Annotated in this window: 25 protein-coding genes and 1 pseudogene; 19 read left to right on the top strand and 7 right to left on the bottom strand. The window is 59.2% G+C overall.

Going from position 1 to position 25,814, the window contains the following annotated elements; genetic code table 11:
• Positions 1-88: 88 nt before the first annotated feature.
• Positions 89-1,147 carry a sensor histidine kinase gene (locus ABMC88_RS13205; RefSeq protein WP_349577369.1) on the bottom strand — a complete coding sequence of 353 codons (1,059 nt, stop codon included), beginning with the start codon at positions 1,145-1,147 and terminating at the stop codon, positions 89-91.
• Between the two features lie 229 nt (positions 1,148-1,376).
• On the opposite strand from ABMC88_RS13205, the gene phnC reads away from it, so the two are divergent.
• From phnC to ABMC88_RS13170, 7 genes are all read left to right on the top strand, one after another.
• Positions 1,377-2,192: a phosphonate ABC transporter ATP-binding protein gene (gene phnC, locus ABMC88_RS13200; protein WP_349577368.1), complete on the top strand. Its 816-nt coding sequence runs from the start codon at positions 1,377-1,379 to the stop codon at positions 2,190-2,192.
• A gap of 71 nt (positions 2,193-2,263) precedes the next feature.
• On the top strand, positions 2,264-3,175 hold the full coding sequence (gene phnD / locus ABMC88_RS13195) for a phosphonate ABC transporter substrate-binding protein (RefSeq protein ID WP_349577367.1): 912 nt from the start codon (positions 2,264-2,266) through the stop codon (positions 3,173-3,175).
• A gap of 64 nt (positions 3,176-3,239) precedes the next feature.
• Positions 3,240-4,115, top strand: coding sequence for a phosphonate ABC transporter, permease protein PhnE (gene phnE / locus ABMC88_RS13190; RefSeq protein ID WP_349577366.1), 876 nt, complete (start codon positions 3,240-3,242; stop codon positions 4,113-4,115).
• A gap of 19 nt (positions 4,116-4,134) precedes the next feature.
• Entirely contained in the window at positions 4,135-5,448 is a 1,314-nt protein-coding gene (gene phnE, locus ABMC88_RS13185) for a phosphonate ABC transporter, permease protein PhnE (protein WP_349577365.1), read from the top strand.
• A complete protein-coding gene (locus ABMC88_RS13180) occupies positions 5,448-6,089 on the top strand; it encodes an SDR family NAD(P)-dependent oxidoreductase (protein WP_349577364.1) in 642 nt (213 codons plus the stop codon). Before phnE (ABMC88_RS13185) ends, ABMC88_RS13180 begins: the two co-directional genes overlap by 1 nt.
• Positions 6,086-6,715 carry an LbetaH domain-containing protein gene (locus ABMC88_RS13175; RefSeq protein ID WP_349577363.1) on the top strand — a complete coding sequence of 210 codons (630 nt, stop codon included), beginning with the start codon at positions 6,086-6,088 and terminating at the stop codon, positions 6,713-6,715. The genes ABMC88_RS13180 and ABMC88_RS13175 overlap by 4 nt, the downstream gene beginning before the upstream one ends.
• Positions 6,716-6,779: 64 nt before the next feature.
• Complete coding sequence (locus ABMC88_RS13170) at positions 6,780-7,658, top strand: lysophospholipid acyltransferase family protein (protein WP_439655606.1); 879 nt, start codon at positions 6,780-6,782, stop codon at positions 7,656-7,658.
• A 29-nt stretch (positions 7,659-7,687) separates the two neighbouring features.
• On the opposite strand, the gene arsJ is transcribed toward ABMC88_RS13170, so the two are convergent.
• Genes arsJ through ABMC88_RS13155 form a run of 3 tightly spaced genes read right to left on the bottom strand, consistent with a single transcriptional unit; the run spans position 7,688 to position 10,790 of the window.
• Entirely contained in the window at positions 7,688-8,950 is a 1,263-nt protein-coding gene (gene arsJ, locus ABMC88_RS13165) for an organoarsenical effux MFS transporter ArsJ (RefSeq protein WP_349577361.1), read from the bottom strand.
• Positions 8,947-9,945: an ArsJ-associated glyceraldehyde-3-phosphate dehydrogenase gene (locus tag ABMC88_RS13160; protein WP_349577360.1), complete on the bottom strand. Its 999-nt coding sequence runs from the start codon at positions 9,943-9,945 to the stop codon at positions 8,947-8,949. The genes arsJ and ABMC88_RS13160 overlap by 4 nt, the downstream gene beginning before the upstream one ends.
• Positions 9,942-10,790: an arsenate reductase/protein-tyrosine-phosphatase family protein gene (locus tag ABMC88_RS13155; protein WP_349577359.1), complete on the bottom strand. Its 849-nt coding sequence runs from the start codon at positions 10,788-10,790 to the stop codon at positions 9,942-9,944. The genes ABMC88_RS13160 and ABMC88_RS13155 overlap by 4 nt, the downstream gene beginning before the upstream one ends.
• 218 nt (positions 10,791-11,008) lie before the next feature.
• On the opposite strand from ABMC88_RS13155, the gene ABMC88_RS13150 reads away from it, so the two are divergent.
• Positions 11,009-12,226, top strand: coding sequence for a glycerophosphodiester phosphodiesterase family protein (locus ABMC88_RS13150; protein ID WP_349577358.1), 1,218 nt, complete (start codon positions 11,009-11,011; stop codon positions 12,224-12,226).
• Positions 12,227-12,311: 85 nt separating this feature from the next.
• Here the strand turns inward: ABMC88_RS13150 and phnF are convergent, their stop codons facing one another.
• Entirely contained in the window at positions 12,312-13,034 is a 723-nt protein-coding gene (phnF, locus tag ABMC88_RS13145; protein WP_349577357.1) for a phosphonate metabolism transcriptional regulator PhnF, read from the bottom strand.
• 81 nt (positions 13,035-13,115) lie between these two features.
• Here phnF and phnG point away from each other — a divergent pair, with 81 nt between their 5' ends.
• The 10 genes and pseudogenes from phnG to ABMC88_RS13095 all read left to right on the top strand — a co-directional run bounded on the left by phnG (position 13,116) and on the right by ABMC88_RS13095 (position 21,836).
• Complete coding sequence (gene phnG, locus ABMC88_RS13140; protein WP_349577356.1) at positions 13,116-13,571, top strand: phosphonate C-P lyase system protein PhnG; 456 nt, start codon at positions 13,116-13,118, stop codon at positions 13,569-13,571.
• Positions 13,571-14,128 (top strand): annotated as a pseudogene (phnH, locus tag ABMC88_RS13135) (phosphonate C-P lyase system protein PhnH); the annotation flags it as partial. The gene phnG and the pseudogene phnH, both read left to right, overlap by 1 nt.
• 163 nt (positions 14,129-14,291) lie before the next feature.
• A complete protein-coding gene (locus ABMC88_RS13130; protein ID WP_349577355.1) occupies positions 14,292-15,380 on the top strand; it encodes a carbon-phosphorus lyase complex subunit in 1,089 nt (362 codons plus the stop codon).
• The gene (locus ABMC88_RS13125; RefSeq protein WP_349577354.1) at positions 15,377-16,228 is read left to right on the top strand and encodes an alpha-D-ribose 1-methylphosphonate 5-phosphate C-P-lyase PhnJ; all 852 of its coding nucleotides are present in this window, start codon (positions 15,377-15,379) and stop codon (positions 16,226-16,228) included. Before ABMC88_RS13130 ends, ABMC88_RS13125 begins: the two co-directional genes overlap by 4 nt.
• Positions 16,225-16,995, top strand: a complete 771-nt coding sequence (phnK, locus tag ABMC88_RS13120; protein ID WP_349577353.1) for a phosphonate C-P lyase system protein PhnK — start codon at positions 16,225-16,227, stop codon at positions 16,993-16,995. Before ABMC88_RS13125 ends, phnK begins: the two co-directional genes overlap by 4 nt.
• 3 nt (positions 16,996-16,998) lie before the next feature.
• Positions 16,999-17,682: a phosphonate C-P lyase system protein PhnL gene (gene phnL / locus ABMC88_RS13115; protein WP_349577352.1), complete on the top strand. Its 684-nt coding sequence runs from the start codon at positions 16,999-17,001 to the stop codon at positions 17,680-17,682.
• On the top strand, positions 17,679-18,239 hold the full coding sequence (gene phnN / locus ABMC88_RS13110; RefSeq protein WP_349577351.1) for a phosphonate metabolism protein/1,5-bisphosphokinase (PRPP-forming) PhnN: 561 nt from the start codon (positions 17,679-17,681) through the stop codon (positions 18,237-18,239). Before phnL ends, phnN begins: the two co-directional genes overlap by 4 nt.
• A 226-nt stretch (positions 18,240-18,465) precedes the next feature.
• The gene (locus tag ABMC88_RS13105) at positions 18,466-19,659 is read left to right on the top strand and encodes an alpha-D-ribose 1-methylphosphonate 5-triphosphate diphosphatase (RefSeq protein ID WP_349577350.1); all 1,194 of its coding nucleotides are present in this window, start codon (positions 18,466-18,468) and stop codon (positions 19,657-19,659) included.
• Positions 19,652-19,891 (top strand): hypothetical protein, encoded by a 240-nt coding sequence (locus tag ABMC88_RS13100; RefSeq protein WP_349577349.1) that lies wholly within the window; start codon positions 19,652-19,654, stop codon positions 19,889-19,891. The genes ABMC88_RS13105 and ABMC88_RS13100 overlap by 8 nt, the downstream gene beginning before the upstream one ends.
• A gap of 1 nt (position 19,892) precedes the next feature.
• The gene (locus ABMC88_RS13095; RefSeq protein ID WP_349577348.1) at positions 19,893-21,836 is read left to right on the top strand and encodes a methyl-accepting chemotaxis protein; all 1,944 of its coding nucleotides are present in this window, start codon (positions 19,893-19,895) and stop codon (positions 21,834-21,836) included.
• Positions 21,837-22,137: 301 nt separating this feature from the next.
• Here ABMC88_RS13095 and ABMC88_RS13090 read toward each other — a convergent pair whose 3' ends face one another.
• Entirely contained in the window at positions 22,138-23,217 is a 1,080-nt protein-coding gene (locus ABMC88_RS13090; protein WP_349577347.1) for an AI-2E family transporter, read from the bottom strand.
• Positions 23,218-23,417: 200 nt separating this feature from the next.
• Here ABMC88_RS13090 and ABMC88_RS13085 point away from each other — a divergent pair, with 200 nt between their 5' ends.
• Positions 23,418-23,876 carry a hypothetical protein gene (locus ABMC88_RS13085; protein WP_349577346.1) on the top strand — a complete coding sequence of 153 codons (459 nt, stop codon included), beginning with the start codon at positions 23,418-23,420 and terminating at the stop codon, positions 23,874-23,876.
• A gap of 173 nt (positions 23,877-24,049) precedes the next feature.
• Here ABMC88_RS13085 and ABMC88_RS13080 read toward each other — a convergent pair.
• Positions 24,050-25,814: cadherin-like domain-containing protein (locus ABMC88_RS13080; RefSeq protein ID WP_349577345.1), on the bottom strand; the 1,765-nt coding region annotated here is incomplete at its 5' end.

The following is a 25,814-nucleotide window of genomic DNA, read 5'->3' as shown; positions in this document are numbered from 1 at the left end:
CTCCCGCTCTGTCTAGGGGGCTTGCGTAACAGCTTTGTGACAGTTGCATTACACGTTTATGACAATGACCGAAATGACCGATTATCGCTCAGAAACTTTCCTGTATAGGAAGAATAACCGTAAATGTCGTGCCCTGACCCAGCTCGCTTTCCACACGCAGACGGCCGCGGTGGCGATTGATGATGTGTTTGACGATCGCCAGCCCCAGACCTGTCCCGCCCAGCTCTTTGCTGCGGTGGTCGTCGGCGCGGTAAAAGCGTTCGGTCAGGCGCGGCAGATGGATGGGGTCAATGCCCGCACCATAGTCGATGATCTGGATGCGCACGCCGGGGGCGCGCAAAACCGGCTCACGGGCGCTTTCGGTTACCCGCACCGTCACCTTGCCCCCCGACCCGCCATATTTGACCGCGTTCATGATGATGTTGGTGAACACTTGTTTGAGCTGATCCCCGTCCGCAATCATCGAGACAGGGCTTTCGGGGTATTCGACCTCGAAAGCGACATCCGCATCGCGGGCCAGGTGTTGCAGGGTGTGCAGGGTCGAATTCAAAATGTCATTTAGCACGATATTCTGTGTGGGCTTTACCCGCTCTTCCCCCTCTACCCTATTGAGCGACATCAGATCCCCCACAAGGCGGTTCATGCGCTCTGCCTCGTTCTGCATAATATCAAGGAACCGTGCGCCCGCTTCGGGATCATTGCGCGCAGGGCCGCGCAGGGTTTCGATAAACCCCATCAGCGCCGTCAGGGGCGTTCGCAATTCGTGGCTGACATTGGCGACAAAATCGCGGCGCATCTGGCTGGCTTGCTCTTTGTCTGTAATATCGTCGAAAGTCACGACCACCAAGCCCGCCGCACCTAAGCCCAGCCCCCGCACCATGCGACAGCTGACCCGAAACGTCGTGTCCTGGGCACCGTCATTGCTGAGGTATTGTGTCGTGCGTGCGGTGCCTTCCGCCAGCGTTGTCTCGATCGCCTCAAGAAGCGCCGGCTGCCGCATGATCGTGACAAAGTTCTGCCCCCGCGCCTGTTGGCCGATCAAAGCCAGCGCATCACTATTGGCCGCGACAATGCGTTCGGATGCATCAATGACAAGCCCGGGGAGCGGTACAGCAGCTAGAAAAGCGTCAAGGGTTTCGTCAGTCATTCCGGGGCCTCGCAAGTGCAGGTTTTGCCCGAATGGCAGTCCCGCGCATATCGCTTAAGCTATCCAAAGCGCCCCGTCCAACCAAGACATAAACACGCGTGTGATATGGGTTTCATGTAGCCCCAAAGCATTGTCACAGTTTCTTTGCGCAATTGTCACGTAACTGAATCGTAACCGTCGCAAGTCTGTGATGTTGGCCGCGTATCCGTCCCCCAAACAAGGGGGCGATATGCTTAGAATCGATACACTGACGAAACGCTTCGGAGATAAAACAGCCGTAGATGCGGCCAATATCACCGTAGACGCACCAGCCATGATCGGCATTATCGGGCGATCGGGTGCGGGAAAATCCACCCTTTTGCGGATGCTTAACCGTCTCAGCGATGCGTCATCCGGTACGATCACCTATCAGGGCGAAGACATCACATCATTGCGCGGTGCCGCCAAACGCAACTGGCAGTCGCGCTGCGCGATGATCTTTCAACAGTTCAACCTCGTACAGCGCATGGACGTTGTTTCCAACGTATTGCACGGCACGCTGAACAAACGCTCGGCGGTGGCGACGCTGTTCAACCTCTACCCACAAGAGGACATTCACAAGGCAATCGAAATCCTCGACCGTCTTGGCATCGCCGAACAAGCGTCCAAGCGGGCCGAGGCCCTGTCAGGCGGCCAGCAACAGCGCGTCGCGATTGCGCGGGCGTTGATGCAAGACCCCAAGATTATTCTCGCGGACGAGCCGATTGCCTCGCTTGATCCGATGAATGCGCAGGTGGTGATGCAATCGCTGCGCGCGATTCACGAAGAAGACGGGCGCATGGTGATCGCCAACTTGCACACGCTGGATACGGCGCGGCGCTATTGCGACCGCGTGATCGGCATGCGCGATGGCCGCATCGTGTTTGACGGCACGCCTGCACAGCTGACCACCGGCGTTGCCCGCGACATCTACGGCGCAGGCGCCGGATTTTCCGAAGCCGCCACCTCTACCGAAATTGAAACACTGGACAGACAAGAGGTCCGCACAGCGGAAGCCTACGCCTAAGCCAGCCCCCCACCCCCCTTACCCGCCCTCAAAGCCGTTAGGCGCACGGGCAATTAACCACGGAGAAGACGATGAAAAAGACACTTGCACTGGCGCTTGCCGCTACAACAGCGCTCACCACGGGTGCATTCGCCCAAGAGATCACCGAATTCCGCATCGGCATCCTTGGCGGTGAAAACGCCCAAGACCGCATGAACAGCTACCAGTGCCTTGCCGACTATACGACAGAAGCACTTGGCGTTGAGACAAAGCTGTTTGCGCCTGCCGACTACAACGGCGTTATTCAGGGCCTGCTGGGCGGGAACATCGACATGGCGTGGCTTGGTGCCTCGGCCTATGCCGCTACATATCTGCAAGACGCGGACGCGGTCGAGCCTGTGCTGATCAAAGTGAATGTAGACGGCTCTGTCGGCTACCACTCCATCGGGTTTGCCCGCAAAGACAGCGGCGTGACATCGTTGGATGATATGGAAAGCAAGGTATTCGGCTTTGGTGATCCGAACTCCACCTCGGGCTACCTGATCCCCTCCATCGAGATCCCGCAGTACAAAGACGGCGTGACCATGGAAAGCGGTGAATACTTTGGCGAAGTGAAATTCACGGGCGGTCACGAGCAAACCATCGTCGCTGTCAACAACGGTGACATCGACGCGGGCGTGACATGGGCCGACGGTCAGGGCAACTGGGAAGACGGCTATAACTCGGGGGCGCTGCGCAAGGCGGTTGATGCGGGCCTTGTCGATATGAACGACATGGTCCAGATCTGGAAATCCAAAGTCATCCCCGAAGGCCCTGTCGTTCTGCGCAAAGCACTGCCTGCGGACGTGCGCGCAAAGATGACGGCACTGGTGGATGGCCTTTTTGAAGCCGATCCTGAATGCGCCTACGGCGTGGCTGCGGGGGAGACCAAAGGGTTCCAGCCTGTCACCCATGACACCTACATTTCAATCGTCGAAGCCCGCAAAGCGAAAATCGGCGGCTAAGCAATTTTCATGACGCATCCGGTAGCCCCTTGGGGCTGCCGGTTTTTCTTTATCCGGGGGCAATATGGCAGATACCACACTCAGCGGCACGGCGCAGTCGGTGCACACAATCCAGTCCGGCTATATGGCGCAGGTGCAGCGGCGCAGGCTCTATAGTGGTTTGACGCTTTTGATATTTGTGGTCCTGATGGTTGCGGGGTTCAACATCGCCGACGACCGCAACGCGGGCGGTTTCTGGAACGGGTTGCATCAGATTGGCGACTATCCCGCCGATGTTTTGTCAGAGGCGTGGGCGAAACGCGCCGACCTCCCTACCCTCATTGTGAAATACACTCCCGCCTTGATCGAGACCATTAACATCGCCGCCGTATCCACGTTGATCGGTGCCATCGGCGGGTTGTTCCTGTCCTTGCTGGGGACACGGGGGCTGGCCAAATGGCCCCGCCTCATCCCGCTGTTTCGCCGCATCAGCGACATCTTGCGGGCCGTGCCCGAGATCGTGATCGCGCTGGTGCTGATCTTTGTGCTGGGTGGCGGCCCTGTGCCTGCGATGATCGCCATTGCTATCCACACGGCGGGCGCTCTGGCCAAGATGTTCTCCGAAGTCTCCGAAAATACCGATCTGAAGGCTGTCGAAGGCCTGTCTTCGACGGGGGCCACATGGCTTCAGCGGATGCTGCTGGGTGTGCTGCCGCAGGTCGCGCCCAACTACGTGAGCTATTCGCTGCTGCGTTTCGAGGTCAACATCCGCGCCTCGGCCATTCTGGGCTTCGTGGGCGCAGGTGGTCTGGGCTACGAGCTGCGCAATGCCATGGCGTGGGGCCCGGGCCGTTTTGACGAGGCGGCGGCGATCTTCATCCTGCTGTTCGGCACGATTGTCTTCTTCGATCAGGTTTCCAGCCGGTATCGCAACAAACTGACCGATGGTCAGACACATTAAGCTTTGAAGGACCAACCCCATGACCGCGATTGATCTGGACGCAACCAAGCTGCACGCCGACAGGCTGTTTCAGCGCAAGCGCCTGATGGGCTTTGCCGTTCCCGCCGTGATCCTTGCCTATCTGATATATATCTTTTTTGCTTTTGATCTGGCCGGCCTTGCAGGGCGTGCCAACGCGGGCAACGCCCTTACGCTGGTCTCTGACAGCTGGTCGTACAAGGTGCATGTCACCCGCGATAACCGCTCGGGCGGGATCAGCTATGCCGTTGAAGGGGAACGCAAAGGCCGCTACCCCGAAGGGACGCGGCCAGCTTGGGTGACAGGCGACAAGATCACCACCATTGATCTGGGCGGCGATCACATCGTGCGCTACCTGCCTGACAACCGCACCCAGATCGAGATGCCGGACTTTCCACTGATCGAGGTGCAGGCAAAGGGCCGCACCGTGACCTCGAACCTGCCGACCGATTTGCCGGACTGGATTTCAGCCTCAAATCGCCGCATCGGCATCACCACACCCGAAGGCCGCATCACACTGACAGGTTCCCGCACCGAAGTGTTCAACTACTTCCCCGGATGGGAGCTGTTCTGGTTCACGCTCGACAGCCCCTACCACGGTCAAAGCCTCGCAACGATCCTGTTCGGTGATCGTGTGGACCCTGCCCGACCGAATATCCCGGGCGCTGTCTCTGACTGGTGGAACAACGCCATGTGGCGCCACAAGGATGTCGCCTGGGCCATCGGAGAGACGATACTGATGGCGTTTCTGGGCACGATGGGGGCCGCGATCATCGCACTGCCACTTGGCTTTCTCGCGGCCAAGCGTTTCTCGCCCATTATGATCCTGCGCGCTGCAACGCGCCGTCTGTTCGATTTTGTGCGCGGTGTGGATGCCCTGATCTGGACGGTTGTCCTTGCGCGGGCGTTTGGCCCCGGCCCGCTGACAGGCGCGCTGGCAATCCTGATCACGGATACCGGCACCTTCGGCAAGATTTTTTCCGAGGCGTTGGAGAATGTGGATCAAAAGCAAATCGAAGGCGTCTCCTCCACGGGGGCGAAACCCTTGCAACGCTACCGCTTTGGCGTGATCCCACAGCTGGTGCCCGTGTTGCTGGCGCAGATCCTCTATTTTCTGGAATCAAACACCCGCTCTGCCACGATCATCGGTGCCATTACGGGTGGCGGCATCGGGTTGATGCTGACCCAAGCGATCCAGACGCAAAAAGACTGGGAAGAGGTCGCCTATTACATCGTTCTCATCATCGCCATGGTGATGTTCATGGACTGGTTTTCGGGCTGGCTGCGCGGCAAGCTGATCGGGCGCAAAAGCTGATGGCGCGCATCCTGATCACCGGCAGCAATCGCGGCATCGGCGCGGCACTTGCAGCCGAAGCCGAAACCCGCGGGCACAACATTCTGCGCGCAACCCGTGCGCAGCAAGGCGGCGATGTTATCTTTGACATCAGCGACCCCAAACAGGTCAAACAAGCAATGTCGCAGATCAAGCAGCCGATTGATGTCGTTATCAACAACGCAGGTATCATCGGCCCCGACAGCCCGACCACCGATATGGACTGGACCGCCATGGCCCACACCTTTGCCGTCAATGTTGCAGGCGCCCTCGCCGTGAGCACGGCCTGCCTTGATAATTTGCGGCGCAGCGACAGCCCCCGCATTCTGACAATCTCAAGCCAGATGGCCTATATGGGCTATGCCGAATCTGACCGCATTTCCTACCGCGCCTCCAAAGCGGCGGTGAACAAGGTCATGCAAGGATTGGCAACTGATCTATACCCCGATGGTATCGCGGTCGTTCTTGTCGATCCTGGCTGGGTCCAGACGGATATGGGCGGCGCAGAGGCCGATCTGGACCCCAAAGAGGTCGCCACAGGGATTATCAATCTGGCCGAGCGCACGACGCTTGAGCACACCGGAAAATTCTTTCGCTGGAGCGGCGAGGAGCGCGCGTTTTGACCAAGACAAGATTAAACCCCGACACCCCCATTATTCATCCGGAATGTGAGGTTAGAGATGCAACCTTTGGAAAATACGTAGAAATCGGAAAAGGCAGCCGCGTGGCGCATTCCCATCTGGGCGACTACTCCTATTGTGACCGCTTTGCCGACATTGCCAATGCCTCCGTGGGTAAATTCGCCAACATCGCCTCCTTCGTGCGGATCGGGGCAACAGACCACCCGATGGAAAAAGCGAGCCTGCATCACTTTCACTACCGCTCGTCCGACTATTTTGAGGATGCAACTGACGATGACGCTTGGTTCGCACTTAGGCGCAGCCGCCGCACTGTGATTGGCCATGATACATGGATCGGTCACGCCGCCCAAATCCGGCCCGACGTGACCATCGGCCACGGGGCCGTCATCGCAGGCGGCGCAATCGTGACCAAGGATGTGCCCCCCTACATGATCGTCGCGGGCATCCCCGCCGTGCCGATGCGCCCCCGTTTTGCGCCCGACGTTGCAGAGAGGCTGATGGCGCTGGCGTGGTGGGACTGGCCCCACGACCGCTTGCGCGCAGCGCTCAATGATTTCCGCCGCCTGGGTGCCAAAGCGTTTTTGAAACGCTATGAAGGCAGCGTTTGACCGATGAAGCCACACATCAGAAGCGAAACGCGGCGACACACGCTGCGGCCTATCAAAAGGAACACTGCGGATGTACAAACACGCCCCTTCTCAGGTCTCCTATGCATCGGCGGCACAATCGCGGGCAGGTCAACGCGTCATCAAGCTGATTGAAAATGCCACGGGCCGTCACGGTCTCATCAGGCGGGCGCAGGATTATGACACCGAGGTCGCACAAGGCCGTAGTTTTTGGGAGGTGATGCTGGGCCGTTATGGAATGAGCGTTGATCTCATCTCGGGATCGTTGGCGGATATTCCCGCGCAAGGTCCCTTGGTCATTGTCGCAAACCATCCCTTCGGCATCCTTGACGGGCTTGTGATGGGGCATATCCTGTCCAAACGGCGGGACGCCTTTCACATTCTGGCAAACAGCGTCTTTCAGGAAGCGCCGGAACTTGCAGGCACGGTTTTACCAATCAGTTTTGACGAGACAAAGCAGGCGGTGAAGCTCAACCTCGACACCCGTGCCAAGGCCATAGGCGCGCTCAAGGCGGGGGGAGCCATCGGCATCTTCCCGGGCGGCACCGTCTCCACCGCCGCCACGCCGTTCCAGCGGCCATTGGACCCTTGCTGGCGGCGGTTTACGGCCCGCATGATTACAAAATCCAACGCGACTGTGGTGCCTGTCTTTTTCGACGGCCAGAACTCAAGGCTGTTTCAGCTGGCCAGTCATATCCATCACAATTTGCGCGTCGCCCTGCTGCTCAAGGAATTCGGAAGGCGTGCGGATCAGCCTGTGAAAATCGCCATCGGCACCCCCATCACGCCTGAAGCGATTGCCCCCTTCTCCCATGACGCTCAGGCCATGATGGACTTCCTCCGGTGCCAGACCTACGCGCTCTCTCCGCAGCGCGTTGGCCATGCGGATTACGGATTCGAGTTCGAAAAACACCATCGAGCATAGGCCAAGCGGCACCGCCCTTGCCCCATGCTCTATTCGCCCTCGGGCGCCAGATACCCCACAGCGATTGCCGAAGCAGCGACCATCACCGTCGCGGTTCCAAGCATCAGCGCAAGCCCCCCCGCCTGATAGGTCAACCCAGACAACAGCGTTCCCGCCAGCCGCCCCGCAGCATTGGCCATATAGTAGAACCCTACATCCATCGTCACACGCTCGGCCTTAGTAAACGACAAGATCAGATAGGAATGCAGGGACGAGTTCACCGCAAAGATCGCGCCGAAGGCCAACAGACCCGCCACAAGGGTCAGGGTCAGCCACGGCTGCGGCTCCCCTCCGATCAGCGCTGCAAGCGTCAGGCACAGCAGCACAGCCACAAGCCCCCAGCCCCAGTTTCGCGCCGCCCCGATCAGGTCCGCTAACGTGCGGTTCTTTGCCCGCAGAATGCGCGGGGCGTTGGCTTGCACAAGGCCGTAGAGGATGATCCACCCCGCCATGAACGTCCCGATCATAAAGAACGCGGCGCGGTTGCCGACGGTCGTGCCATCCGACAGCACCGCATAGAAATAGATCGGAATGCCCACCACGAACCAGACATCGCGCGCGCCGAACAAAAACACCCGCGCCACGCTCAGCCAGTTCACGTTGGCGGATTTCGAGAAGACTTCCGCGAATTTCGCCCCCCTGCGCCCCTTGGGCAGGCCCGCTGGCATGGCCACCACCACCGCCAACAAGATCACCGCAAGGATCGCCGCCATACCCAAAACCGCCCCGACAAACCCGACAGTGGCAAGCAGTGCTGCCCCCAGCAAGAAGCCCGCCCCCTTCACCATATTCTTGGACCCCGTCAGCACCGCGACCCAGCGAAACAGGCCTCCGCCCTCGGACGGGGCCAGCAGCTTTACAGCGGACTTGGACGACATCTTGGCGAGATCCTTGGCGACCCCGCTCGCCCCTTGCACCAGCATGACAAAAACGACGGAAGCGCCGACTGCCCAATTCGGGTCAAGCTGTGCCAGCGCCAGCAAGGCCAGCACCTGCAATCCAAGCCCTGCATACAGCGTCGAGGTCAGGCCAAATCGCGCCGCGATCCAGCCCGCGCACAGGTTCGTCACAACGCCCGCGATTTCATAAAGGACGAACAGATAGGCCAGCTGCACGGGCGAAAACCCCAGCGTGTGAAAGTGCAACAGCACCAGCATCCGCAGCGCACCATCGGTGAGCATGAAGGCCCAATAGGCCGCCGTCACCGCGATATAGGCGGACAAGCCTTCGGGCCGCGCAGCCGTCTGTGTCACAGGCTGTCCCCTACCATGCAGGCCACATCGACCAATCGGTGGGCATAGCCCATCTCGTTGTCATACCACGCATAAATCTTCACCTGCGTGCCATTGATTACCATCGTGGACGGGGCGTCAATAATGCTGGAGCGTTCGTCATTGGTATAGTCGGTCGAGACAAGGGGGCGGGTCTCATAGCCCAAAATACCCTTCAACGGTCCCTCGGACGCGGCTTTGAACAGGGCGTTGACCTCTTCCACCGTGGTCTCGCGCTCTACCTCGAACACGCAGTCGGTCAGGGACGCATTGAGGAGCGGCACGCGCACGGCGTGCCCGTTCAGGCGGCCTGTCAGTTCGGGATAAATCAGCGTGATCGCCGTCGCACTGCCCGTCGTCGTCGGGATCAACGAATTGAGCGCCGAGCGGGCGCGGCGCAGGTCCTTGGCCGGGCGGTCCACAATCGTTTGCGTGTTGGTCACGTCATGGATTGTCGTGATGGAGCCGTGTTTGACGCCCAGATTTTCGTGGATGACCTTGACCACAGGGGCCAGACAGTTGGTGGTGCAGCTTGCGGCGGTCACGATACGGTGGCGGTCGGGGGCGTAGGTGCCCTCGTTCACGCCCATGACGATATTGGCGGCATCCCCGTCTTTGACAGGGGCCGACACGACCACTTTCTTCACACCTGCCGCGAAATAGGGGGCCAGCTTGGCCTCTGACTTGAACGCACCTGTGCATTCGATCACCACGTCCACACCGTCCAGCGGCAGATCGGCAAGGTCACGCGTGCCGACAAAGGGGATACGCACCCCGTCAATGGTGACGCTATCCGCATCATAGGAAAAATCCGCCGCCCAACGGCCATGCACCGTGTCAAACTCCAACAGATGCGCGTGCATTTCAGGGTCGCCCACCGCGTCGTTGATCCACGCGATCTGTGCGCCCCGCGCCAAAAGCGGTTTCAGGGCAAGCTTGCCAATGCGGCCAAGGCCATTGATGGCGTAAACAGTCATTCTGGTATTCCTTCTTTGTGTGTTTGGCCGATCTCATCGACAGCTTTTTGCAAGGACATGCGATCAAGCGCGGCAAGCGGCAGGGCGGTAAAGGCGACCAAACGATTGCGCAGCGCGCCATAGGTTTGCTGGAAGGCAAGGCTTTGCTCGGCCTCCGACCCTGTAACGCTGACAGGATCGGGCATCCCCCAATGGGCGCTCACGGTTTGGCCCGACCACGGCGGGCATTCCTCGTTCGCGGCCTGATTGCAAACGGTAAAGACAAAATCAAAGACGGGCGCATCTGCCCCCATATATTCCGAAATATTCTTGGGCCGCAGGGGGGCCACGTCATGCCCCTTTCGGGTCAGCAGTTCGGCGGCGAACGGGTTCACCTCGGCGCGCGGTTTGCGCCCGGCCGAATGTACCTCAAAGCGATCACCGCCAAGGTCGCGCAAAATACATTCCGCAAAGATGGAGCGCGCCGAATTGCCCGTGCAAATGAACAGGACCTTGTATTTCTTGCCTGCCTCCGGATGGCGACCCACCCCCTCCGCGCTGGTAAGGGACGCGCAGATTTCAGGCCGCCCCCGACAGCAATCCAACAGCAGATAGTCAAAGGTCTCACGCGCCGCCTGTGTATCAATGGCATAGCGCAAGGATGTTCCAACACGCTCTTGCGTGATCAGCCCCGCCTGCATCAGCGCATTCACATAGGTCGACAATGTATTGGCCTTGATCCCCAATGCCTGCGCCAGCTCGGTCGCGGGCACACGGTCAGGGTAGCGCCGCATCAGCAGTCGAAACAGCGCCAGCCGTTGTGGATGACCAAGGGTCGAGAGGCGGTTGGGAATCAGATTTTCCATAATTCATGAATATGTGAATTAAGAACGTGGTGAAAGTGAATTTTTTGTGACAGTCGGGCCGAACGCTGCCCCTCCAAGCCTTGCCGAGCTTAGGTAAGGTAGCGGCCGGACTGCCCTCTTGCCCGCCGCTAAACTTAACAAATCTTTTACAAATTCGTCGCACCCCTGTCATGATCAGCGACACATAACCAACCCATTGCATTCTAATGGAGAGAAATATGCGAGTTACCGCTGCTATCGTTTCTACTTTCTTTGTGGGCCTGCCCGCTCTGGCGCAAACCGCCTTGAACGTCGAATATGGTCCACGCCCCTACTACCTCATCGACCGGATGGAGGAAGGCGCGCTCAAAGACAAGCTGACGCAATGTATGGGGCAAGAAGGGCAGACTTCGCTTTTCTCGATCGGGCACCGCGGCGCGCCGCTGCAACTCCCCGAGCATACAGTCGAAACCAATGTTGCCGCTGCGCGCATGGGGGCTGGCATCCTTGAATGTGACGTGACCTTTACCAAAGACCTGGAGCTGGTGTGCCGTCATGCGCAAAATGACCTGCACACCACCACCAATATCCTGACCAGCCCGCTGGCCAACACCTGCACGCAGCCCTTCACGCCTGCGGACGGTGACACGCCTGCCGCCGCCGAATGCCGCACGTCCGAGATTACGCTGGCCGAGTTTCGGACCCTGTCCCCGAAAATGGATGCCGCTGACAAATCCGCAACCACAGCCGAAGCCTATCTGAATGGCACAGCAGGCTGGCGCACCGATCTCTACTCGGCCGAGCCTGCAACCCTGATGACCCATGCTGAATCCATCGAGCTGTTCAAATCGCTGGGTGCAAAGTTCACGCCAGAGCTGAAATCCCCCTCGGTCGAGATGCCGTTCAACGGCTTCACTCAAGAGGATTACGCGCAAAAGCTTGTTGATGAGTACAAGGCCGCAGGTATCCCCGCCTCCGATGTCTGGCTGCAATCCTTCAATCTCGAAGACGTGCTTTATTGGATCGAAGCCGAGCCTGCCTTTGGTAAGCAGGCCGTCTATCTGATGGATGAATATGACATCGAAGGGTATTCGCCGATGGATGCGACCACATGGCCCAACACCATGGAAGAGCTGAAGTCGATGGGCGTGAACTACATTGCGCCGCCGACATGGATGCTGGTGACCACATCAGCGGATGGCAAAATCGTCCCGTCCGAATTGGCAGTACAGGCCAAGGCCGCAGGAATTGAGATGATCGCCTGGACGATCGAGCGGTCAGGCCCGCTCAAGGATGGTGGCGGTTGGTACTATCAGTCCATCGCGGACCTCACCGACAGCGATGGCGTGATGTACGAATTCATTGACGCGCTGGCGCAAGATGTGGGCGTCGCAGGTATCTTCTCGGATTGGCCCGCAACGGTCACCTATTACGCAAACTGCATGGGGCTGGAATAGGCTAGCACCTTTTCAAGATGCGGAGATCTCCCCGCCCGCATCCCTCAGCCCCTGTCGGCCCCTGCCCTTTCGGGCGGGGGCTTTTTTACATCTCGTCCAGGGTTAGGGTGATCCGGTCTCCCGCAAACCACGTCCGCCCGTATTCTACCGGCCGCCCCTGTGCGCACTGGTTGACGCCCGAGGATCTAAGCAGCGGGTCCCCTTCTGCCACCTCCAGAACCAGCGCCTGTGTCGCCGTTGCACGCACAGCCGTGAGGCGGGTCGAGGCGCGCGTGTAGTCGTCTATGCCCGCAGCGCGCAGTGCTTGGGTTACACTGCTAGTTTCGGATAATGCCGCCATGATGCCCGGCAGCCTGTCTGTGGGGAACAGGCTTTCAAAGACGGCAACGGGCTGGCCATCTGCCAAGGAAAGCCCGTGATAAGCGCAGACCGGATCGCCCACCTGAATGCGCAGCGCTTGCGCTTCACCAGCTGTCGCCGCACGTGCGTCCAGCGCCAGAACGCGTTTTTCCGGCCTGCGTCCTGCGGCGATCAGATTTTCATGAAACCGCACGCGGTGCCCGATTGGATAGTCTGCGGGTGTCGATGCCACAAAAGCTCCCGCACCGCGCCGCGTGCGCACCAGCCCTTCACCCACCAAAGCCGAGATCCCGTGGCGCACAGTATGACGGTTTACGCCAAATCGAGCGGCCAGTGCGGCCTCGGTCGGCAGCTTGTCCCCGGCGCGGTAGCGCCCTTCCGCCAAGTCGCCGCGCAAGGCCTGCGCGATGGCTTTCCACACGGGTGTCTTGTCGGAACTGTCACGCAAATTTCACAAAACTCTTCTGTCATGAATGGGGGGCTGTGGTAATATATGTATAGTTGTATAGTAATAAAGCAAGTTGTCGAGATGAAAGATACCGTAAGCGAAGATAATCCGCGCAAGGCATGGATGGGGGTTCTGGCAAAAGCGCCCGAAGGCCGTATCACCGCACTGCTGGATGCTGAAATGCCGCGCCCCACTTTCACGTGGCTGCGGGCGCCCGAAATTGGCAGCACAATGGTCCGCGCCCGCGCAGGTGCCACTGGCGCACCGTTCAATCTGGGTGAAATGACCGTCACGCGCTGTGCCCTGACCTTGGCAACCGGCGAGGTCGGCCACGCGTATATCCAAGGCCGCAGAAAGGCCGATGCCGAAACCGCAGCCCTTGTTGATGCGCTTATGCAGACAGACGCCGCTGGCAGGCTGCGCGGGACGGTCCTTGACCCATTGGAGGCCGAGATGACCGCTGCAAAAGCCGCACGTGCGGCAAAGGCGGCCGCCACAAAAGTAGATTTCTTCACCATGGCCCGAGGAGAGGACTGATGCAGACGAGTAGTTTGTCAGGTGGTTTCTTTGATCCCGCGACCCAGTCGGCCCATGCCTTTCGCAGCGTGATGGAGGCCATGGCCCGTCCGGGCAGCATTCACGAAGTGAGAGGTGCCGAACCCCCTGCACCGCTCTCAGTTGCGGCGGGTGTTGTGTTGTTGACGCTGTGCGATACGGAAACGCCAATCTATCTGGCGGGCAAGGTGGATTGCGACGATGTTCGCGCTTGGCTGGCCTTTCACACCGGCGCCCCTTTTGTCGGCGCAGCGCACGCTATGTTTGCGGTCGGAACTTGGGGCGCGCTCGCGCCACTTTCCGCCTATCGTGTTGGCACGTCGGAATACCCCGACCGCTCTGCCACGTTGATTGTGGAATCGCCGCCACTGTCGCCTGTGGGTGCCGAATTGACAGGCCCCGGGATCAAGGCCCGCGCCACGCTTTGCTTGCCGGAAGAGGCCGCGTTTCAGGCTAACCGACTGCTCTTTCCGCTGGGTCTGGATTTCATCTTTACCAACGCCAGACAGATTGCGGCGCTGCCCCGAAGCACCAAGGTATCGCGCTCAAGTAGCGAAGCGATAGCGCATAAAACAAAGTCGCGCTCAAGTAGCGAAGCGGTAGCGCATAAAACAAAGTCGCGCTCAAGTAGCGAAGCGGTAGCGCATGAAGAAACCTCCCGCTCAAGTAGCGAAGCGGTAGCGCATAAAGGAGCAGCCTGACATGTATGTAGCTGTCAAAGGCGGAGAACGCGCCATCGAAAATGCCCACGCATGGCTCGCCGAAGAGCGCCGTGGGGACACCAGCATCGCAGAGCTTGGCGTAGAACAAATCCGCGAACAACTGAGCCTTGCCGTCAACCGCGTCATGGCCGAAGGCTCGCTTTATGATCCTGACCTTGCGGCGCTGGCGATCAAACAGGCGCGGGGCGATCTGATTGAGGCGATCTTCCTCATCCGCGCCTACCGCACAACCCTGCCCCGCTTTGGCGCGTCTGATCCTGTGGACACGGGGGCCATGGCCTGCGACCGCCGCATCTCGGCATCGTTCAAGGATCTGCCCGGTGGTCAGGTTCTGGGGCCGACCTTTGACTACACTCACCGTCTGCTCGATTTCAAACTGGCCGCGGATGGCGAGGTGCCGCAGGCCCCCGGCCGCGATGCCGCAGCAGGCGATGTTCCGCATGTAGCTGAATTCCTGAACCGCGAGGGCCTGATGGAACAAGCGCCCCGCGATGACACGCCCCCGCCCGACCTTACCCGCGAACCGTTGGAGTTGCCCGCCAATCGTGCCCTGCGCCTACAGGCGCTGACCCGTGCGGATGAGGGCTTTACCCTTGGCCTCGCCTATTCGACCCAGCGCGGCTATGGGCGCAACCACGCCTTTGTGGGCGAGCTTCGCATCGGGTCCGTGCCCGTCGAGATGGACATCCCCGAACTGGGCTTTGCCGTCGAAATTGGCGAGGTCACTTTGACCGAATGCGAAACCGTCAACCAGTTCACGGGTTCAAAATCCGAGCCTCCACAGTTCACACGCGGCTACGGGCTGGTCTTTGGCCAGACCGAGCGTAAGGCGATCTCGATGGCGTTGGTGGACCGTGCCCTGCGCTGGGAAGAGCTGGGCGAGGACAACATGGGCGCGCCCGCGCAAGACGCGGAATTTGTGCTGTACCACGCGGACAATATTCAGGCGACGGGCTTTCTGGAGCATATCAAACTGCCCCATTACGTCGATTTTCAATCCGAGCTGGAACTGGTGCGAAAACTGCGCCGCGAAGCGTCTGACAATCAACTGCGGGAGGCTGCGGAATGAGCGACTATAATTTCGCCTATCTTGACGAACAAACCAAACGGATGATCCGCCGTGCGATCCTGAAGGGGCTTGCCATTCCCGGCTATCAGGTGCCCTTCGCCAGCCGCGAGATGCCGATGCCTTACGGCTGGGGCACGGGCGGGGTGCAGGTTTCAGCGGCGGTGCTGACGCCGGACGATACCTTCAAGGTGATTGACCAAGGGGCCGATGACACGACGAACGCGGTGTCGATCCGCAGGTTCTTTGAACGCACCGCAGGGGTCGCGACAGCGACGGCGACCCGCGATGCGACGGTCATCCAGACCCGCCACCGCATCCCCGAAGAGCCTCTGCAAGAGGGCCAAATCCTCGTCTATCAGGTGCCGATCCCCGAACCGCTGCGCTTTCTTGAGCCGCGTGAAAGCGAGACCCGCAAGATGCACAGCCTGGAGGAATACGGCCTGATGCATGTGAAACTGTACGAAGACATCAGCCGTCATGGCCATATCGCCACCTCCTATGCCTATCCGGTAAAGGTTGAGGGCCGTTATGTCATGGACCCCTCCCCGATCCCGAAATTCGACAATCCCAAACTGGGGGATATGCCCGCGATCCAGCTCTTTGGTGCGGGCCGCGAACAGCGCATTTATGCGCTGCCCCCCTATACGCAGGTCGTCAGTCTCGATTTCGAGGACCACCCCTTCGAGGCCTCAAAGGCCAATCACCCCTGCGGCATGTGCGGTGCAACCGACAGCTATCTTGATGAGCTGATTATGGATGACGCGGGCGGGCGGATGTTTGTCTGCTCTGACACGGATTATTGCGAGGCACGTCAGACGGCGGGCCACAAAGGAAAGGACGCGGCATGACACCTTTGCTCTCGGTTAAAGGCGTCACCAAACGCTATGGCAGCCATATCGGCTGCGCGGATGTATCGTTTGATCTCTACCCTGGTGAAGTCATGGGGATCGTCGGCGAAAGCGGGTCGGGCAAATCTACTCTGCTGAATTCTATGGCGGGGCATTTGGCCCCCGATGAAGGGCAGGTTATCTTTGACACGCGCACCGACGGCCCGCGCAATACAATTGCAATGTCCGAGCCCGAGCGCAGGATGCTTGGCCGCACCGACTGGGCCTTTGTGCATCAGCACGCCCGTGACGGGCTGCGCATGGGCGTCAGCGCAGGCGGCAACGTGGGCGAGCGGCTGATGGCTGTGGGCGCGCGCCATTATGGCGATATCCGCGAACAGGCCACTGACTGGCTGGGGCGAGTGGAGATTGATGCCGCCCGTGTCGATGACCGCCCCACGACCTTTTCGGGCGGCATGCAGCAACGTTTGCAGATTGCGCGCAACCTCGTCACGGGGCCGCGGCTGGTGTTTATGGACGAGCCTACGGGCGGGCTTGATGTGTCGGTACAGGCGCGGCTGCTGGATCTGTTGCGCGGGTTGGTCCGCGACATGGGCCTGTCGGCCATCATCGTGACCCATGATCTGGCTGTTGTGCGGCTTTTGGCGGACCGTTTGATGGTCATGAAAGACGGCCACGTGGTCGAGGCAGGGCTGACAGATCAGGTGCTTGACGATCCGCAGCACGCCTACACCCAACTTCTTGTCAGCTCCGTTTTGCAGGTATGACCCATGATTGAACTTAACGACGTCTCGAAAACCTTCACTTTGCACAACCAAGGCAGTGCCATCATCGAGGTGATCAACAATGTGTCTTTCGCCGTCGCCGCGGGTGAATGTGTGGCACTGACGGGGGCATCTGGCGCTGGAAAATCAACGCTGATGCGCATGATCTATGGGAACTACCTGACACAGTCGGGTAAAATCCGCATCGGAGAAGTGGATCTGGTGCAGGCCGAACCCCGCGAGGTCATCACCCTGCGCCGCGATGTGTTGGGCTATGTCAGCCAGTTCTTGCGGGTGGTCCCCCGCGTGCCGACGCTGGATGTCGTGGCAGAGCCATTGCGCGCCTTGGGGGTTTCGGCAGACGCGGCACAGGCCCGCGCATCCGCCCTTCTTGAGCAGTTGAACATTCCGCAGCGGCTTTGGTCGCTGTCCCCCACAACATTCTCGGGCGGCGAGCAACAGCGCGTCAACATCGCACGCGGCTTTGCCCACACCTACCCTGCGATGCTGCTGGATGAACCTACGGCCAGCCTTGATGCCGCCAACCGCGAGGTCGTTTTGTCATTGATCGAGGACGCCAAGGCACGCGGTGCCGCCATCATCGGCATTTTCCATGACGAAGCGGCACGGGACCGGGTCTGTGACCGCGAAATAGATGTCGGCCGCTACACACCGGGACTGGCAGCGTGACGATCGCCTCAAAATCCGGCGGGCGTCTCATCGCGGTGGTCGGCCCGTCGGGCGTCGGCAAAGACAGCGTTATGGCAGGTCTCAAGGGCGCCCTTCCCGATCTGCATCTGGTCCGCCGCGTCATCACCCGTGCGCCTGATCTGGGCGGCGAAATCTATGACGCGGTGTCTGTCGCGCAATTCGAAGCCATGGTGCAGGACGAGGCATTCGCCGCGCACTGGGGCGCGCACGGGCTGCACTACGGTATCCCGATGAGCGTCAGGCATCAGCTTGCCAAGGGCACGGATTGCCTTGTCAATTTTTCGCGCACAGCACTGGCGCAGGCGTCCGTGGTATTTCCACGCTTGGTGGTTCTGAACATCACGGCACAGCCGAAAACGCTGGCGCAGCGGCTTGCCGCACGCGGGCGCGAAAGCGTCGACGAAATTACCAAAAGGCTTGGGCAGGCCGACAAGCCTTTGCCGAAGGGCCTTGACGTCCTCCACCTCGCCAATGACGGGCCGCTGTCGCAGACTGTCGCCCGCGCAGCGGCGCTGCTTCAACCGTTACGCGTTTAGCGATGCAGGAGTTTCAGCCCTCCCAGCCCGCCCTCTTCGCACGCGGCACGAGCGAAACTATTCCCAAGGTCAAAAGTGGCCTGTTTCAAGGTGCCGCAAAATCCGTATCTGCACGGTGTCACCGTGATGTCATGCAAGTCAGGCATATCCGCCTGAACGACCACACAGCCGCGCAAAACACGGTCCTGCAGGCGGCACATATTAGATCGCAAATCGAGAGTATTACATGAATTCCCCTTTTCCCACGTCCTCCCTACCCCACCCCCGTGACAGGGATGTAGCAAGCCCCCTGTGCCTTGCGAATGCGCAGCTTGTGTTGGCCGATCAGGTGATCCAAGGGGCGGTAACAATCCAGAACGGAACTATTGCAGAGATCACCGAGGGCGATCATATCCCGACGGGTGCAATTGACTGCGCACATGATTTTGTCATCCCTGGCTTGGTCGAATTGCACACCGACAACGTGGAACGCCATATCGAGCCGCGGCCGGAAGTCGACTGGCCCCATCTGCCGGCCTTGATCGCGCATGATGCCGAGCTTGCCTCGACAGGGATCACAACCGTTTTTGATGCGCTGCGCGTTGGGTCAATCCACAGCGGCAAATCAGGCCACCGCGATTATGCGCGCAAGCTGGCGGATGAGCTACGCGCCGCACATAGCGCCGATATGTTCAAGATAAGCCACTTTCTGCATCTGCGGGCCGAGATTTGCTCGGAGACCTTGCTGGAAGAACTAGCGGCCTTTGGCCAATCTGACCGCGTAGGGATCGTCAGCTTGATGGATCACACCCCGGGCCAGCGCCAGTTTCGCGACCTGAGCGCACTTAAAACCTATGTCGCCAAGAAACGCGGGATGAATGACGCGGAGTTTGAAGCGCATGTAGAGAACCTGCTGGCGCTGCAAAAACGTTTTGGTGCCGAACATGAAACCGGTGCCGTAAGGGAAGCGGCCCGCCTTGGTGCTGTGCTTGCCAGTCACGATGATACCACCGCCGATCATGTGGCAACGTCGTCCGCAAATGGCGTAGGCTTTGCCGAATTTCCCACAACCATCGAGGCAGCACAGGCTTGCCGCACCCACGGCATTTCGGTGATGATGGGTGCGCCGAACCTGATACGCGGGGGGTCGCATTCCGGAAATGTTGCAGCGCAAAAGCTGGCGAAAGCCGACCTACTCGATATTGTGTCGTCGGATTACGTGCCCTCGGCGCTGCTGCTTTCTGCATTCCGCCTTGCAGATATCTGGGGCGATCTGCCGCGTGCCATCGCCACGGTCACACGCAACCCCGCGCAGGCCGTCCAATTGCATGACCGTGGCACGTTGAAGACGGGATTACGGGGGGATGTGCTGCGCGTGCGCAAAATTGACCAAACGCCCCTGCTCTGCGGTGTCTGGAGCCAAGGCCACAAGATTGCCTGAAGCAATTGATGCCCTGGTCAAAGAAGCATCCTCGTATGGGGTAAACCTGAACGGGACCTCTTGCGGCAAGCCGCTGAAAAAACTGATCGAACACACACAGGCCAGCCGTCGCGCCGCACAATCCCTGATTGCGATGATTAAAGGTCAGTTTCAGCGACACAATTCAGACCTTCCTAACCTTTGGAACCTATCAGGAGGTGTACCTAAGTCCATTCACAGTCAGGAATCATAACATGCGGCGCTTGATCTCCAAAATTTCCTTGCGAACCAGCCTGGTCGCCACCTCTACCCTGTTCACAGTGGTTCTGTTCGTGCTGATTTTTGCTGTGCTGGACGCCAGCAAAAGCAACGCGCTTTTGGAAAAAGCACAAAGACAACAAGACACCGGACTTCGCATCCTGACATCTGTTTTCTCGGACGCTTTCGACGATATGACAGTCACGTACGATTCTGCTGGTCAAGTTTCGACCGTGGCGTGGGACGACATCCCTGCGTTTGAAAATCATGACCTCATTGATCGCGTGGGCGCAATCTCGGGAGAGACGGCAACCCTGTTTGTCTGGGACGCCGTCGAGAACGACTTTGTCCGCCGCAGCACAAATATCATCAAACCGGATGGCGCACGCGCCGTGGGCACCGTCCTCGGCAAATCCAGTCCCGTAAGACAGTTCATGATGAACAAGGAGACGTTCCGGGGCGAAGCCACGATTCTGGGCAAGCCGTATCTGACGGTATATCACCCGCTTGTGGACAGCGCGGGAAAAGTTGTCGGAATCCTCTATGTCGGCGTGGATAAAACGGCACTGAACGGGCTCATGACGCAGAGCAGACAGCTCAGCGCGGTGGTGGGCATTGCAGCGCTGGTTGTCGGGTTGATCGGTCTCACAATTGCGATTGCATACCTTTTGAAACCATTGGGCATCATCGCGAAGCGGATCGAAGATGTCGCGCGCGAGGACTTTACCGGTGAAATCCCCTTTACCGAGCGGTCGGATCAGATCGGCACTATCGCCCAGAAACTGGAGAGCTTTCAGGCGCTGCACAAACGCAAGGCCGAACTTGAAGCCGCACAAAAGCAACGCGACCTTGAACAAAAAGAGGTGGTGGATACCGTCAGCGCCCAGCTGTCGCTTTTGTCCAAACGCGATCTGACAGCGCAAATCGACACGCAATTCTCGGCGACGTATGAAAAGCTGCGCACCGACTTCAATGAGACGGTCAATGTCCTGCGCTCGGCGATGCGCGACGTCGTCAGCACAGCGGACAACATTGGCAACGGCGCCACCGAAATCGGATCGGCCTCTGACAATCTGTCCAACCGGACCGAAAACCAGGCTGCCACGCTGGAGGAGACAGCCGCCGCGCTGGATGAGTTGACGGCCAGCGTCCGGTCAACCGCGGACGGTGCAAAATCAATCGAGCAAATCGTATCGGAGGCCCAGTCAGAGGCCGATGCCAACGCTAAAGTCGTCGGTGACGCCATCTCGGCGATGACCGAGATCGAGGCCTCTTCCACAGAAATCTCCCAAATCATTAGCGTAATTGATGATATCGCGTTTCAGACCAATCTTCTTGCGCTCAATGCGGGCGTCGAGGCGGCCCGCGCAGGAGAGGCAGGCAAAGGTTTTGCGGTGGTTGCTGCCGAAGTGCGGGCCTTGGCGCAACGGTCCACAGATTCTGCAAAAGAGATTAAAACCCTGATCGGGGTCAGCGCCAAACAGGTCGAACGCGGCGTGGATCTGGTGGGTGGCGCGGGGACTGCGCTGGACAGCATTTCGAACCGCGTTACGCATATCTCTGAATTGGTCCGCACCATGGCCTCTGGTGCTTCGGAACAGGCGGTCGGGCTGGGCGAAATCAACATCGGCGTCAATCAATTGGACCAAGTGACACAACAAAACGCCGCTATGGTCGAAGAGGCGACGGCCGCAAGCCATACGCTGAAGCTCGAGGCGTCGCACCTGCGCGAATTGGTGCGCAGCTTCAAGACATCCAACGAGATGGAAGACCTGTCAGCCCCGCAGCGGTCAGGCCGTATGGGCGGCGGAAAGACGGTGAATTTTGAGGAACATAACACCAAACGCGCCGCACCGCAGCCCGCTCCATCGCCTGCCAAGCAGATCGTAAACGGCGCACCGCAAAGCAGTTCCTCGCATGATGAATGGCTCGACTTTTGAAGAAGTTTGCGGTGCCCCCCGCGTAAAGATCATGCGGCTCAACAGGTTGCTTGAGTAAAGCGGGGGGAAGCGCATCACATTCTTCGGCAGCCAGCTGGGACAGTTTTGCCGCTTGCGCCACGCACGTTCTCGATAACACCGCAGGCACGCTGACCCTGACGGGCGACGGCAAACTAGAGGTTGAACGGTTGCGGGCCATTGCTGCATCAGGCGCCGACGCTAGGAGCGCACTCCTTTTGTTAATCGGGGTCCGTTTCACTTTGCAACAGGGCAGCGTGGGCCTTGGATCAGGGCGGCGGTATTACTCGGTCAAATCCTCAGTTCTTTCCAGATCGGCCGGCCCAAGAAAATTGCCCACAGCTTTTAGATCGTCGAAATTGTCGCAGACCACTTTGAACACCAACAAAAACGGCACCGCGACCAACGCCCCCGCGATCCCCCACAGCCAGCCCCACAAAACCACTGTCAGGAAAACGGCAACCACGTTCAGCTCCATCCGTCTGCCGATCAGGTAGGGGGTCACAAACTGCGCCTCGGACGAGGTCAAAATCTGATAAGCGATGGGGGCAACCAGCGCGTAAGCCACCGTGTCAAAGAACAATATCGCATGAACCCCCACCAGCACCGTCCCGATGATGCCCCCCAAAATGGGCAGATAATTCAGCAAGAACGCAGCCGCCCCCCAAACATAGGCGTACTCAAGCCCGATGAGCCACAGCGCAATCGTCACTGCAATACCCAGCCCGATGTTGATCATCGTGATGGTCAGCAAATAGGTCGATACCCGCCGCTCTACCCCGTACACCGTTGCGAGTGCGCGCTTTTTCTCCTCCATTCTGGGGAATGCCTGAACCAGCTTTTCATAAAACAAGTCGCCTGTAGACAGCAAAAGCAAAGCCAGAATAGCAGCAACAGCGATGGATGTGGCGGTGCTGGCCGCCACTGTCACGGCCGAATTCAACAAACCCGGTTGCTGGATCACAACCGACGTTGCTTCGGCGGCGTTTGATCCCGCCGCTTCCTCTACCTTCTCCGAGGCGTCTTTGACCGCGTCGATGGTGTCCGCCACGCCGCGCAGCTTTTGGCGCAGCTCTTGGGCGATCTCGGGCACGTCTTGTGACCACGCGCTGGCGGTATCGCCTACAAAAAAGATCGCCGCGCCAACCAACGCCGATCCCGTGGCAATCAGCAAAGTGGCTGAAACCCCTGCGGGCAGCCCCTTTTTCTGAAGCCACCTGTTGATGGGGCTTAGCGTCAAAGCGACCAGAAAGCCCAGCAAAATCGGTAAAATCAGGTCCCTTGCGAAGTAGATCACCACAAAAAACGCAATGACAGTCAAAAGCCCCACGCTGCGCCGCAGTGCCTTGATATCCTGTTCCATGTGCTCTCCTATCATCGGGGGCAAAATTGATCCCGCGCCCCGCAGGATCAATCAAAAGCCGTCCATGCGCAAGGTAGCCATCTGATCCGCAACATTCTGCGGTATTGTGTCGTCTCTGAAACCAAAGGTCGGATGTTGGCCTTGTTGAATGTCCGCGGCGGGCCTGCACGATATGCTGGACCAGACGTCGGAGCCGTGTTTTGTCGGATCCGACAGAATGGGCCGACGGTTTGCGCGTCAAACAGGGCAAAGACCGGCTCTGTGATCCGCAGCCCTTGATGACGAATGGTCGCCAGTTCACCTTGGGCAGCGGTGCTCCGATCTGGACCGCCTATGAGGTTATGGTGTTCTGGGTGCTGGCCAATGGATATGCGCCGATGCTCACATGGGCCGCCCTCCCTGTCTGGTCCGTTGCCTTGTCTCAAGTCATCCCGATCCGGGAGAGCTTTTGTTTCCACTGGATACACCGTCTCCTGCACCTCCCGCGTTTCTACAAACACGGCTACGGCCTGCACCATCAGATGCACCACCGCTATTTTGCGTGTCACTATGGCGCGTTAGAAATTCGGTGGAACAGACTGTTCGGCTCGTCCCATGACGGAACTGCGGCAGCAGACGCAAAGATCAAAGAGCGGCGCAAGAAGAGGGCAGGCAGCTGAACGCAGGCTCCCAACGGGAAACGCAGTAGCTACGCAGCGGTGCCACTCACGTGAACAAACGGGAAAAGATCGAGGTGATCGGACCCCTCGAGCCCGCACAAACAACAACGGCGCCCTGAATTTCAGGACGCCGTTGCCTAGAATTTTGCATCCGGTGCGCAGCACCGTCCGCTTTAGAAGATGAAGTCGTTGGCGTCGAACTGTGCCAACAGGACGTCTTCGATCGTGACCGAGTTGCTGAGGTAGGTTGTCACAACATCCGACCCGACCTGCAACGAGGCGGCCTGCCACTCTGCAAAGTCACCGATTTCGGACACGCCCGAAAAGTCGAGATCATCGACATTCTCCAACCAATCCGTAACCGTGTCGTTGCCGCCGCCGTTGTTGAAGACAAACGTATCGCGGCCACCGCCCCCTGTCAGGATGTCGTCACCAACACCCCCGTCCAGCGTATCGTTGTTCAGACCGCCCAACAGCGCGTCGTTGCCCTGATCGCCGAACAGCCGGTCATTGCCGCTCTGCCCTTCAAGGTGGTCATTGCCGCTGCCGCCATGCAGTTGGTCCGAACCGGCATTACCAAAGACGGTATCCTGTCCGCCACCCGCCAGCACGCTGTCCGCGCCGAGGCCCGCGTCGATGCTGTCACCGCCATTGCCACCATTGATGGTGTCATAGCCGCTGCCGCCAAAGATGGTATCGGAACCATTGTCACCAAACAACTGGTCCGACCCTGACGCGCCAAGGATCATGTCGCTACCGCGTCCGCCAATGACCACGTCATTACCGCTACCGCCGTCCAGCTCGTCGTTGCCATCGCCGCCGTCCAGCATGTCAAAGCCCGCACCACCAGTGATGGTGTCAAAGCCTTTGTCGCCGAACAATTGGTCCGCATCGCCCTGACCCGCAAGGTTATCGCTGCCGTCACCGCCATAGACAGTATCGTTCCCGTTCAACCCGATAACGGTGTCGTTGCCGATCCCGCCATCGATCAGATCCGCCGAAACAGTGCCAGTGATCAAGTCATCACTATCAAGGCCGGTGATATCCAGCGTCACAGTCGCCGTGCTGCCGCCTTCCAGCTCATAGGTGAACGTGTCGGTCCCTTCCGTAATCGCCCCGCCCGAGCCTTCGGAAGCAAGGAAATCGAAGGCATCGTTGGGGTCATAGTCAAATGTCCCGTCAGACATCACCGTCAGCAATGCGCCAGAGGCCAGGGTGATCTGCGCGCCAACCGATGCGGCACTGCCATTAACAGCCACAACCGTCAGCACAGTGTCATCCACATCGCTGTCCGCACCCGATCCGTTGTCAGCCAACAAATCGCCGCCGTTGATGAGTTCGTTCTCCAACAACGCAAGGCTATCGTCCGCGGCAATTGCCAGATCATCGGCCCCTTCAATCGTGACAGTCAGGGTTTGCGTGGCAACCGCCATATGCTCATCCGTCACCGTCAAGGCAAACGTCTCTGTCTGCGTGCTGTCGAGCGGCTCAACCGCTGCGTCATCGGCACGGTACTCATAGGCGCCACTGGCAGAGTTCACCAAAAGCACACCATAAGTCCCGACCATTTCCAGATCATATGCAGCATCAGCCGACACAGCCCCGCCTGTCAGCCCGAAGACCGCCGAAGAACCCGCATCCACATCCGACGCCGAGATCACTCCCGTCACTGGCGCAAAAACATCATCCGCAGGCGTATCCACCACGGTGATCCCGACATTCGCCTCCAGGGTTGGCGCGTCGTTGGTACCCGTGACGGTGATGGTAACATCCGCCGAGGCAACCTCCCCCTGTGCATCAGTAGTCTCTATCGTGACAATGACCTCACGCGTATCGCCAAGCCCAAGATCCTGGAAATCAGTGCCAGGCGCAAAGGTCAGTGTGGTCCCGTCAATCGTTGCAAGACCTTCGTCGGGTGTTGTTCCCATGACCGCATAA

The organism is Sulfitobacter aquimarinus (assembly GCF_040149565.1).
In the GTDB taxonomy this organism is placed as follows: domain Bacteria; phylum Pseudomonadota; class Alphaproteobacteria; order Rhodobacterales; family Rhodobacteraceae; genus Sulfitobacter; species Sulfitobacter aquimarinus.
Note: the sequence above shows the minus strand (reverse complement) of the source record. Positions and strands in the feature narration are given on the sequence as shown.

Bases quoted from the DNA above. Each gene is read 5' to 3' on its own strand.
- ABMC88_RS13205 (WP_349577369.1), bottom strand. From the start codon at position 1,147: ATGACTGACGAAACCCTTGACGCTTTTCTAGCTGCTGTACCGCTCCCC.
- phnC (WP_349577368.1), top strand. From the start codon at position 1,377: ATGCTTAGAATCGATACACTGACGAAACGCTTCGGAGATAAAACAGCC.
- phnD (WP_349577367.1), top strand. From the start codon at position 2,264: ATGAAAAAGACACTTGCACTGGCGCTTGCCGCTACAACAGCGCTCACC.
- phnE (WP_349577366.1), top strand. From the start codon at position 3,240: ATGGCAGATACCACACTCAGCGGCACGGCGCAGTCGGTGCACACAATC.
- phnE (WP_349577365.1), top strand. From the start codon at position 4,135: ATGACCGCGATTGATCTGGACGCAACCAAGCTGCACGCCGACAGGCTG.
- ABMC88_RS13180 (WP_349577364.1), top strand. From the start codon at position 5,448: ATGGCGCGCATCCTGATCACCGGCAGCAATCGCGGCATCGGCGCGGCA.
- ABMC88_RS13160 (WP_349577360.1), bottom strand. From the start codon at position 9,945: ATGACTGTTTACGCCATCAATGGCCTTGGCCGCATTGGCAAGCTTGCC.
- ABMC88_RS13155 (WP_349577359.1), bottom strand. From the start codon at position 10,790: ATGGAAAATCTGATTCCCAACCGCCTCTCGACCCTTGGTCATCCACAA.
- ABMC88_RS13150 (WP_349577358.1), top strand. From the start codon at position 11,009: ATGCGAGTTACCGCTGCTATCGTTTCTACTTTCTTTGTGGGCCTGCCC.
- phnG (WP_349577356.1), top strand. From the start codon at position 13,116: ATGAAAGATACCGTAAGCGAAGATAATCCGCGCAAGGCATGGATGGGG.
- ABMC88_RS13130 (WP_349577355.1), top strand. From the start codon at position 14,292: ATGTATGTAGCTGTCAAAGGCGGAGAACGCGCCATCGAAAATGCCCAC.
- ABMC88_RS13125 (WP_349577354.1), top strand. From the start codon at position 15,377: ATGAGCGACTATAATTTCGCCTATCTTGACGAACAAACCAAACGGATG.
- phnK (WP_349577353.1), top strand. From the start codon at position 16,225: ATGACACCTTTGCTCTCGGTTAAAGGCGTCACCAAACGCTATGGCAGC.
- phnL (WP_349577352.1), top strand. From the start codon at position 16,999: ATGATTGAACTTAACGACGTCTCGAAAACCTTCACTTTGCACAACCAA.
- ABMC88_RS13105 (WP_349577350.1), top strand. From the start codon at position 18,466: ATGAATTCCCCTTTTCCCACGTCCTCCCTACCCCACCCCCGTGACAGG.
- ABMC88_RS13095 (WP_349577348.1), top strand. From the start codon at position 19,893: ATGCGGCGCTTGATCTCCAAAATTTCCTTGCGAACCAGCCTGGTCGCC.
- ABMC88_RS13090 (WP_349577347.1), bottom strand. From the start codon at position 23,217: ATGGAACAGGATATCAAGGCACTGCGGCGCAGCGTGGGGCTTTTGACT.